Source organism: Listeria valentina, from assembly GCF_011800755.1.
GTDB classification, from domain to species: domain Bacteria; phylum Bacillota; class Bacilli; order Lactobacillales; family Listeriaceae; genus Listeria; species Listeria valentina.
Genome location: NZ_JAATJW010000032.1, coordinates 16,322 through 27,195 on the forward strand (window position 1 = coordinate 16,322; position 10,874 = coordinate 27,195).

A 10,874-nucleotide genomic window follows, 5' to 3' on the forward strand; every position below is an offset into this window, starting at 1 on the left:
TTGTGGCACAGATTATCGAATTAACGGATAACCTCTCCAATAAAATTGCCGCGGGTGAAGTTGTTGAGCGGCCAGCTTCTGTCATTAAAGAACTTGTGGAAAATGCGATTGATGCGAAAAGCACGATTATTGATGTGCTGATTGAAGAAGCTGGCATGACTAAAATGACAGTGATTGATAACGGGGTTGGGATTGAGCCAGAAGATGTCTCAACGGCCTTTAAACGGCACGCTACAAGTAAAATCAAAACCGAAAAAGATCTGTTTCGTGTTCACACACTTGGTTTTCGTGGCGAGGCACTTCCAAGTATCGCTTCTGTTGCTAAAGTAAAATTAACTACCTCTGCAGGAGACACTGGAACAACCATTGTGATCGAAGGCGGAAAAGAAATTGAAAAGCATAGTGATTCCGCTCGACGCGGGACAGAAATTACGGTTACGGATTTGTTTTACAATACGCCAGCACGGTTGAAGTATTTAAAAACATTGCCAACTGAGCTTGGAAATATCACGGATGTTATGAACCGTTTAGCTTTGTCGCATCCAAATATTAGCTTTCGTCTATCCCACAACGGGAAATCTCTCCTTTCAACAAGTGGGAACGGTGACTTGCGTCAAGTTATCGCAGCGATTTATGGTGTTCAAATTGCTAAGAAAACTGTACCCGCTCAAGGAGAATCGCTTGATTTTAAAATTAGCGGTTATGCGGTTCTTCCAGAAGTCAATCGTTCGAATCGAAACTATATCTCGACGATTATTAACGGACGCTATATTAAAAATTTCGCCCTTGTCAAAGCGATTTTAAATGGCTATCATACGCTTCTTCCTATTGGACGTTTTCCGATCATTGTTCTTGAGATCGAAATGGATCCAATCATTGTCGATGTGAACGTACATCCTGCAAAACTTGAAGTCCGCTTAAGCAAGGAGAAAGAACTCGGTGAACTTATTTCAGAAGCACTTAAAGAAGCGTTTCATAAGTTGCAGTTAATTCCAGACGGAGCTATTTCTAAGCGAGAAAAGCTTCAATCTGAACAATTGCAAATGTCATTTGATTCAAATAAACCAAGTGAAGCGAAAGAATCGACTTTTTCAAATGAAGAAGCACCAAAAAATGAACCGCCTACTTTGTTTGAAAAACCTTCTGTTCCAGAATATATTTCTCCTGAAGAAGAGAAGTTTGATTCTGAAACTGTCATTGAAGAAGAAACGATCCGTTATGAAGTGAGTGACAGCGCACCTGTTGCAGAAGAAAGAAAGGTGCGCATCCCTAAGATGTATCCAATCGGTCAAATGCACGCTACTTATATTCTTGCTCAAAATGAAGAAGGTTTGTATATTATTGATCAGCACGCTGCTCAAGAGCGGATCAAATATGAGTTTTTCCGTGAAAAAATTGGTGAAGTAAGTCGTGAATTACAAGAATTGCTTGTCCCAATTGTGCTTGAGTTTTCAAATGATGAATATGTGAGACTTATAGAACAACGCGAAAAACTTGAAGAAGTCGGCGTTTTTATGGAGCCCTTTGGCCAAAATAGTTTTATTATCCGAGCTCATCCTACATGGTTTCCAAAGGGAGAAGAAGAGGAAACTTTACGTGAAATTGTTGACGAAGCACTTCACGAACCCAATGTAAGCATTCATAAGCTTCGTGAAGATACAGCAATTATGATGAGTTGTAAAAAATCCATCAAAGCCAATCATTATTTAACAATGCAAGATATGGAAGCACTTCTGGATACGTTGCGTGAAGCTAGTGACCCATTTACTTGCCCGCATGGTCGGCCTGTAATTATCAAATATACGACGTATGAACTTGAAAAAATGTTCAAACGGGTGATGTAAACAAAAGGGGAGCGAACAGCTATATGACAGAATTGTTTGCTGGACAGCGAATTATTCCTGCCGCACATAATCAAAAAGATATTGAAAAAATTGCCGAATTAAAAAATAGTGGAAATTATATGGTTATGCTTGAAACGCATGTTGCTCAGCTTAAATCACTCGTGAGTTTTGCTTCTTCGACTGGGAAAAAGGTGTTGCTTCATGCAGACTTAATCAATGGACTAAAAAACGATGACTATGCGGTTGATTTTATCTGTCAGGAAATTCGACCAGCAGGCATTATTTCTACTCGTGGAAATGTGATTTTAAAAGCAAAACAACATAAAGTGCTAGCTATCCAGCGTTTATTCATGATTGATTCCAGTGCCTATACAAAAGGAAAAGCGCTCATTCAAAAGGTACAACCAGATGCGATTGAACTTTTACCTGGGATTCTTCCGGATCAAATCGAAAAAATGATTCATGAAGTGCACATTCCAGTAATTGCTGGTGGATTAATCGAGCGAGAAGAGCAGGTAAAACAAGTACTTCAAGCCGGTGCGACAGCGATTACTACTTCTGACAAGAAACTTTGGTTAGGCGAGTGCAATTGAATATGGAATCAAAAGGATGCTTCTCTAATAGGAGGCATCCTTTTTCGTACAAAGACAGTTCATGCGATCTCCTTCGTGTTTTATAACATAATCCAACTTTTTTAGTAGTACAGTCCTAGACATTTATCTTTGATTCTATTCCTGTAACTAAGCCTTTGGTAGCGTTTTAAATTTTTTATTAAAAACTGTAGTATTTTTCTAGGAATATGTTAAGATAACAGTAGAAGGTTTCCTTTAAATAAGTAAGTTCATTAATGCACAAAAAATCATATTAATTTCAATCATTAAATTTTTGAAAGGAAGAGCAGAATGGAAAAAGTTATCGGACATGTTCATTCAACGGAAACAATGGGGACTGTAGATGGGCCTGGTGTTCGTTTTATTGTTTTTCTGCAAGGCTGTTTACTGCGTTGTCAGTTTTGTCATAATCCTGATACTTGGAAAATTGGAATTGGAAATGAGCGTACTGCTCAAGAGGTTTTCGATGAGGCGATTAAATATAAAGAATTTTGGGATGCAACTGGTGGCGGAATCACCGTAAGTGGAGGAGAGCCACTGTTACAAGTTGACTTCTTAATTGAATTGTTTACGCTTTGTAAAGAAGCTGGCGTGCATACAACCATTGACAGTTGTGGTGGCTGTTTCACAAGAGAGCCTGAATTTATTCAAAAACTAGATCAATTAATGGAGCTAACGGATTTAATTTTGCTTGACATTAAACAAATGAATCCAGAAAAGCACCTTAAACTAACGAGTAGACCGAATGCACCAATTCTTGATTTCGCCCACTATTTACGGGACAAAAATCAGCCTATCTGGATTCGCCATGTGCTTATCCCAACAAAAACTGATGATCCTACCGATTTACATGCGCTTCATGATTTTATTACAACTCTTCCAAATGTGAAACGCGTAGAAGTGCTTCCTTACCATACAATGGGAGTTTACAAATGGGAAAAACTTGGAATACGCTACCCACTGGAAGGGATTGAAACGCCAGATAAGGAAACCGTTGATATGGCAAATGAAATTTTAAAAACTAAATCTTATCTATAAATCAAAAAATGCTTCCGTATGAATTTTTACGGAAGCATTTTTTATTTATCTAACAAGCTTAAACACCAATTTTTTTCGGTTAATGTTAATTGATATTTTCGTTGATAAATTTGATAGGGCATATTCGATTGTTTTTCATCTGAAGAAGCTAGTCCGAGCGTTTCTTGAATCGCCACTAAGGTTTTTTCTGTTTCCTGAAGCTGTTCTTCAAGATAGCGGATCCGTTCTTTTAGTAGTTCATTCGTTCGCTTTGGATTTAGCCAGTCTAGTTGTAGTTTGATGATAAATTCATCACGTGAAACTGGAACTCTAATTGCTGTTTTCGACCATTCTCGCAAAAGCTCTATTCCTTCAATTGTAATCGCGTAGATTTTTTTATTAGGCTTTCTTTCTTGAAATTGTGTTGTAGAAACGAGATACCCATTTTCTTCTAGTTTCGCTAGCATGGGATAAATTTGACTATGGTGGGTATTTTGCATAATTTTTAAGCGATAAGCTAAATCATACCCACTTGAAGCTTCACGTGCAATCATTTCAAGTAATGTATAGCCTAATAAATTGATTGATCCAGTCACGAAGTTCACTCCCTTAGCTGGTGATTTCCTCTACATTTTAACCGATATTGAATCGAAATGCAATATTTACATAAGTAACTTTTTACATATGTAAATATTGACATATAAAATATTTTGGCATAGAATAGAAAGGTCGATAAATTAGGGAAAGAAGTGGACTTTATTTATGTTAACTGAAAAACAAAAAGCAGCTGGCAAATGGATTACGGCAGCTGCATCATTACTCGCATTTATGGGGATTGGGATTGTTGATCCTATTTTACCAAGCATTGCTGAAAGTATCGGGGCAACACACTCGCAGGTCGAACTTTTATTTACTTCTTATATTTTTGTAATGGCCATCATGATGATTCCAATTGGAATTGTGGCTAGCAAAATTGGAGATAAACAACTGATTGTAGCAGGACTTGCGATTGTCACTGTCTTCGCGCTGCTTTGCGGGTTTTCAAATAGTATTACCGGACTTGCTATATTTCGTGCAGGCTGGGGCTTCGGGAATTCGATGTTCCTTGCAACAGCAATGACAATGTTAATCGCATTATCGCATACGCCTTCACACGCAATTGGACTTTATGAGTCAGCGATGGGACTTGGAATGGCATTTGGACCGCTTCTAGGTGGAGTTCTAGGAAATCTGTCTTGGCGTTATCCATTTTTTGCTACGGCTACATTAATTTTCATCGCTTGCTTACTCGTATTATTTAAAGTGAAAGCACCTGCCAAGGAAAAAAGTAGTTCAAAAAAAGAAGTACCAATTAAACAAATGCTACATCTGTTCACTTATAAGCCGTTTCTTCAAATCGCAACGAGCGGTATGTTTTATTATTATTGTTTCTTCACCATTTTAGCTTACTCACCACTTGTCCTTGGCTTATCTGCCATTCAAATCGGCTTTGTCTTTTTTGCTTGGGGACTTTGTCTTGCACTTGGATCGGCTAAAATCGCTCACAGCTTAGAGGGGCGTTTCAATTCAAAACACGTGCTTAAGTTCACACTGGCTTCTTGTGCGGTTATTTTAGTCCTTCTTGGAGTTATCCCTATCTTATGGGTACGAATCACTTTGATCATTCTCTCCGGGCTTATTCTTGGGATAAACAATGCCTTATTTACAACAACTGTTATGGAGCACTCTCCTTATACAAGAAGCGTGACGAGTGGTGCTTATAACTTTGTTCGCTGGCTCGGAGCTGCATTTGCACCACTTTTGTCAGGGCTCATCAGTGAAATGTTTGGAACAAGCTATCCTTTCATCGTTGCTGCTGTTTTAGCTGTCATTGGTATGGCTTTACTTTTCTTAAAAATCATTCCTGAGCATCAATCAAAAACAGTAGAAGTCACAGAATAAAGTTTAAATACACTTCCTTATTATGAGGAGGTGTATTTTTATGCTTAAAAATCCGATTTAGTCAGAATAATTATCTAAAAAAAGTGGCCATTGCCGACGGACTAATTCTTGCTTCAGTATCAACGAATATGCTTGCAAGTGAAGCAAACGAAGAAAGAGTGAAGCTAATCAAGAGTGATCGATTTAAATTTCAAAAATATATTCATCCTTTATAATATTTTAATAACTAACAAAAAGGGTTTTGTTCAAATGAGCAAGACCCTTTTTGTTTTGTCAAAATCCCTATTTTATTACAAAATAAAAAGAGAAAAAGTTGTTTAGATAGGTCCGTTAAGAAATCTTTTTGCATTGTGCTCAATCACTATATTTGTGATTTTTTCTATGATAAGATACATATATAGCAAGAAACTACGCAAAAAAGGGGGGAGAAAATGCTAAAAGAACGAATTAATTTCTTGATAGACAAAAAGGGAATGACTCGAAAAGAGCTTGTGAGTGGGTTGATCACTTTGCCACATTTTTCTAATATTTTAACGGGACGATATATCCTTGCTGAAGATTTGGCAGCAAGTTTTGCTAAAAAGTTAGATGTCTCAACGGACTATTTACTAAAAGCAGAAGATGTTTCGAACCATATTTTAAAAGGGACAGATGAAATTGTGAACCAGATGATCGCCTTTTCTGATATCGATGAGACTTATGTAGCCACACTTCCTAGAGAATCTGATGCTCTTGTGTTTGAATTAGCTTCAAAGCTTATGACAGCATGTTTCTATCAATCTATGAACGACCAAGACAAGTATAACGATTTACATATGAATTACTTGAACTTCTATTTAAAAGAGTTTCCGGATAGAGAAATTAAGCAATTGCCAGCACCTTTAAAAAAAGCTTTTTATTTTTATAAGATGCAAGTTCTAAGATCTAAAACCGAGTATGAAACGGCTAATGCTTATTGTCAGCAATTACTTCCACTACTCACTGAAAACTTAGAAGCTTGGATTGCTGTTAAAAAAATCGAAATCGAAATTCTCCTTACTCTGAAAAGATTTGAACTAGCGAAAAAGCAGCTAAATGAAGCTTTACACCAAATACAGCTAAAAAACTTTAAAGCGCATCTTCCGAGTCTTTATATTTTACAAAGTAATTATTATTTTTATTTGGGACTCTATGAAGAAGCAATTATTAGCTTATCAAAGGCAGAAGAAAATCTTCTATATTTAGATCATGCACATATTGGGGATTATCAAGTGATGATTTTTAATAATCGCATCGTTATGCTGATTAAAACGAAGCAACTAATGGAAGCGAAAAAAGAAAGTGAACGTTTTAATGCCTTTTTACAACGACAGACACACATTGAAAAGACATTTTTTACGCTTATTCTGCTTTATCAGGCAGATATTGCACTTTTAGAAAAACAATTCGATCAGTTGTCTTCACTCATTCAGATGCTTGAACATGCTCCGAGAACGGATGATCAAACATACGCCTTGCATTTTTACAAAGCACAACTGGCACTTGAACAAAAGAAATATGAATTTGCGCAGGAGCAAGCAGAATCTTGCATTAATTATTTCGAACATAATCCAATTGTTGAACGTTTAGTTGCTTTATATGAAGTATTGGGCATTTGCGCCGAACAAAAGAGGCAATACAAAAAGTCTTCAGATATGTATAAAAAAATCGTGCAATTATTAAAAGAAAGTTAGGTGGATGAAACAATGAAAAATATTTCTCGTATCCTATGGTCACTTGGTTTTATTGTAATTTTTGGAACTATTATGTATTTAATCTTTTTCCGAGACACGACTAGCGTCGACTTCTTTGATAACTCAATATTCCGGATTGGCATTTACGGAGGAATTGGGCTACTTGTTATCAGTTCTATTTTATCATTTGTCGGCATCGGCAATTCACGAGTGAAAAATGGGGAAGCGGCACTTGGAATTATTCGCAGCCTGACCCAAACGGGGACTTATATCAATCAACAACCACAAGTTGAAATGCAAGTAGAAGTCATCAAAAAGTCAGGGGAAAGCTTTCAGTCTAGTTTAAAAGCCATTATTCCGCTTACACAGCTTTCTGCATTAGAGATTGGCGCTCCGATTCCTGTTGTAACGAATGAACAGCAAAAGGTAGCTCTTCCGAAAGCAGGAGATCAGGCGCTTACCCAGGAAGAGATGCAAGAGTTGTTTGAAGAGTTTGCTGTAAAAACAGGGATGATGGATGCTGAAGCACTTAAAATTAGCAAAGAAGGCATCACAAGTTATGCGACTGTCATTGGGATGCGTCCAGAAAATAGCATGTCAGATGCTAAGGTGAATGTTTGGTTAGACCTCGAAGTAGTCTTAAAAGATCAGACCACACAGTCGGTTTCCACTAAAAAAACAGTACTACAAGAAGCTTTAGACCAAGTTCAGCCTGGTAAGGTCATTGAGGTTATTTACTTGGAGCACGACCCAGAAAAACTGGTGATCAAAACAAAAAATGTGGCAGGAACGGTTTTTAATGCAGCGCTAAATGGCAAATAGAAGAAACAACCAGCAGGCATAAAGCTTGCTGGTTGTTCTATTCTCAAGTATAATGTTTATCGCCTTCATGAGTCTAGAGTCAAGCGTTTTACTTTGGAGCGTGTTAGAATAAAATGGAGCTTAACTGCTTGGTATTCGTAGTTTCCTAAAGTAAAAGCAGACCATGAAATCATCGATAAGGGAGATAATAATTGAAATGACCTATGCACTTGAAATAAAAGATTTAAAAAAAGTATATGCCACTGGCGTCAAAGCCCTACGCGGAATTAATTTAAACGTAGAAGAAGGGGACTTTTACGCGCTTCTTGGACCAAACGGAGCTGGAAAATCGACCACAATTGGAATTATCACATCATTAGTCAATAAAACCTCTGGTCAAGTCAAAGTTTTTGGTTATGACCTTGATAAAGACTTGGTTCGAATGAAGCAACAAATTGGGTTAGTCCCGCAAGAATTTAACTTCAATCCCTTTGAGACGGTCCAACAAATTGTTGTTAATCAAGCGGGTTATTATGGCGTTTCACGCAAAGAAGCTATAAAGCGCAGTGAAAAATACTTAAAACAATCCAATTTATGGGAAAAGCGCCATGTTCGCGCTCGAATGCTCTCTGGCGGAATGAAACGGCGATTGATGATTGCAAGGGCGCTGATGCACGAACCCCGTTTACTTATTCTTGATGAACCAACGGCTGGAGTAGATATCGAGTTAAGGCGTGAAATGTGGGAGTTTTTACGTGAATTAAATGCCAGTGGAACGACGATTATTTTAACAACACATTACCTAGAAGAAGCAGAAATGCTTTGTCGGAATATCGGGATTATCCAGTCTGGTGAGCTTGTAGAAAACACGAGTATGAAATCTCTTCTTGCAAAGCTTCAATTTGAAACTTTCATTTTTGATTTAGCCCCTTATGACGCAAAACCAGAAATTAACGGCTACAAGAGCTATTTTGAAGATGAACTAACCTTGGCGATTGAAGTTGAGCGTGATCAAGGCGTAAATGAAATCTTTGAACAGTTGACAGATCAAGGGATTAAAGTCCTTTCCTTGCGAAATAAGTCAAACCGATTAGAAGAGCTGTTCTTGAAAATCACAGAAGAAGAACACCGAGTGGGGGAGAAAAATGTTTAGTCTTTATTTTACGGCTTTAAAAAGTCTCGCAGTAAAAGAAACGAACCGTTATTTACGAATTTGGGTGCAAACACTGGTGCCTCCTGTGATTACAACTTCCTTATACTTCGTGATTTTCGGAAATTTAATTGGAAAGCGAATTGGGGAAATCGGCGGGTTTTCCTACATGGAATTTATTGTTCCTGGGCTTATCATGATGTCCGTTATTACAAGTTCATACGCCAATGTTTCGTCATCCTTTTTCTCGCAAAAATTCCAAAAAAATATTGAAGAATTATTAGTTGCTCCTGTTCCAACACATGTAATTATCTGGGGCTTTGTAATCGGCGGTATGGGAAGAAGTATTTTAGTAGGAGCTCTTGTAACACTCATTTCGCTATTCTTCGTTCCACTACATGTTTTTTCTTGGACAATTATCATTATTACGTTATTAATGACTTCCATTCTATTTTCTTTAGCAGGATTACTAAATGGGATTTTTGCTCAGTCTTATGATGATGTTTCAATTGTTCCAACTTTTGTTTTGCAACCACTAACTTATCTGGGTGGGGTTTTCTATGCCATTTCGATGTTACCGCCATTCTGGCAAGTTGTTTCGAAGATTAATCCAATCGTTTATATGATCTCAGGATTTAGATACGGCTTTCTTGGAACAACGGATATGTCAACGGTTGTCTCCATGCTAATTCTCGTTCTTTTCATTGCAGTTCTTTACTCGCTTTGCTGGTACTTAATTAGCAAGGGACGTGGACTAAGAAGCTAAGCTCGGATGAAAATAGTTTAGACAGTGAATTTTAAAAGTATGTTTACGATTTACCAAACAGAATCGTTGGATGAAGCCATTTAAAATGGCCATTCTAGCGATTCTGTTTTTCTATGCGAGACATACTGACTGTCAATATATTTTCAAAACAAGCTGATAGAAAGTAAGAATAGTGCAGAATCAACTCGGTTTTTATTTTCTGAATAGCAGACTACATATTCTTGCCATAATTGCAATTTCTTCAAGAATTAAACTTAAAAGCTCCAATAAATCTCTTTTTTCATTTTATCGCTTATTCTTCTAATGAATTGATCATTTCTTGTAATCTAAGTATGGCATTTTCTACTCGCTGTGTGACTTCTTCATTCCAAAAACGGTTTCCACCAGATAATTCATTAATTAAGTTAAAGATAGATACTGCGTCTGAAACTGGTATAAAGCTATTCAATCTCCACTCCGCAAGATGCTCGCCAACATAGTTTGTAATCTCGGCAAAGATTCGTTCATTAAAAGTGTTATAGTAACGTAATTCGGCCAACAATCCGTTTTCTCCCATAATCATATTAGAAAAACTCATTTTTATGCCACCTCCAAGACTTCTAATTTTTTCTTTTATGGAGATTATATCAAAAATGCTTTCTTATTATAAACCAAAAGACAATTGACGGACGCTCGGATTGATGGATTCAGCTACAGGGATGGCCACGGTGAAACGCTTTGATACGTTAGATAAAGGGCTAGAAGCAATGGGCGTTACTTGCATAATCGAATTGTATAAAGGATGGACTCAATACGATTGAAAAACTGGGTAATGTCTATGCGTTGATTGGCGTTTCCAATGATCCGAATAATCTCAATGTAAATCGGATTCCAACGGTCACAGGGATTGCTGAAAAATTTGGAGGACTGACAAAATGTTAGTATTTTATTAAGATAAATAATATTTAATGTTATAGAAAAATAAAAGTGAGGGAAGGCAACAGCTTATCCCTTACTTAAATCTTAATTTTCCTAGTTTACATAATATATATT

General features: G+C 37.1%; 10 protein-coding genes. 8 read left to right on the forward strand and 2 right to left on the reverse strand.

Going from position 1 to position 10,874, the window contains the following annotated elements; all coding sequences use genetic code 11:
• Nucleotides 1–2 precede the first annotated feature (2 nt).
• The 3 genes from mutL (at nt 3) to pflA (ending at nt 3,493) form a co-directional block, all read left to right on the forward strand.
• Complete coding sequence (gene mutL / locus HCK02_RS08615; RefSeq protein WP_167629718.1) at nt 3–1,844, forward strand: DNA mismatch repair endonuclease MutL; 1,842 nt, start codon at nt 3–5, stop codon at nt 1,842–1,844.
• A gap of 23 nt (nt 1,845–1,867) precedes the next feature.
• Nucleotides 1,868–2,437 carry a glycerol-3-phosphate responsive antiterminator gene (locus tag HCK02_RS08620; RefSeq protein WP_167629719.1) on the forward strand — a complete coding sequence of 190 codons (570 nt, stop codon included), beginning with the start codon at nt 1,868–1,870 and terminating at the stop codon, nt 2,435–2,437.
• Nucleotides 2,438–2,746: 309 nt separating this feature from the next.
• Nucleotides 2,747–3,493, forward strand: a complete 747-nt coding sequence (pflA, locus tag HCK02_RS08625; protein ID WP_167629720.1) for a pyruvate formate-lyase-activating protein — start codon at nt 2,747–2,749, stop codon at nt 3,491–3,493.
• A 41-nt stretch (nt 3,494–3,534) separates the two neighbouring features.
• Here the strand turns inward: pflA and HCK02_RS08630 are convergent, their stop codons facing one another.
• Complete coding sequence (locus tag HCK02_RS08630) at nt 3,535–4,026, reverse strand: helix-turn-helix transcriptional regulator (protein WP_167629727.1); 492 nt, start codon at nt 4,024–4,026, stop codon at nt 3,535–3,537.
• 208 nt (nt 4,027–4,234) lie between these two features.
• Here HCK02_RS08630 and HCK02_RS08635 point away from each other — a divergent pair, with 208 nt between their 5' ends.
• The 5 genes from HCK02_RS08635 to HCK02_RS08655 all read left to right on the forward strand — a co-directional run bounded on the left by HCK02_RS08635 (nt 4,235) and on the right by HCK02_RS08655 (nt 9,842).
• Nucleotides 4,235–5,413: an MFS transporter gene (locus HCK02_RS08635; protein WP_167629721.1), complete on the forward strand. Its 1,179-nt coding sequence runs from the start codon at nt 4,235–4,237 to the stop codon at nt 5,411–5,413.
• A 431-nt stretch (nt 5,414–5,844) separates the two neighbouring features.
• Nucleotides 5,845–7,125 (forward strand): hypothetical protein, encoded by a 1,281-nt coding sequence (locus HCK02_RS08640; RefSeq protein ID WP_167629722.1) that lies wholly within the window; start codon nt 5,845–5,847, stop codon nt 7,123–7,125.
• A 12-nt stretch (nt 7,126–7,137) separates the two neighbouring features.
• Complete coding sequence (locus HCK02_RS08645; protein ID WP_167629723.1) at nt 7,138–7,947, forward strand: hypothetical protein; 810 nt, start codon at nt 7,138–7,140, stop codon at nt 7,945–7,947.
• Nucleotides 7,948–8,143: 196 nt separating this feature from the next.
• Nucleotides 8,144–9,079: an ABC transporter ATP-binding protein gene (locus HCK02_RS08650; RefSeq protein ID WP_167629724.1), complete on the forward strand. Its 936-nt coding sequence runs from the start codon at nt 8,144–8,146 to the stop codon at nt 9,077–9,079.
• Entirely contained in the window at nt 9,072–9,842 is a 771-nt protein-coding gene (locus HCK02_RS08655) for an ABC transporter permease (protein WP_167629725.1), read from the forward strand. Before HCK02_RS08650 ends, HCK02_RS08655 begins: the two co-directional genes overlap by 8 nt.
• A gap of 292 nt (nt 9,843–10,134) precedes the next feature.
• On the opposite strand, the gene HCK02_RS08660 is transcribed toward HCK02_RS08655, so the two are convergent.
• On the reverse strand, nt 10,135–10,419 hold the full coding sequence (locus HCK02_RS08660; protein ID WP_167629726.1) for a hypothetical protein: 285 nt from the start codon (nt 10,417–10,419) through the stop codon (nt 10,135–10,137).
• Between the last annotated feature and the right edge of the window lie 455 nt (nt 10,420–10,874).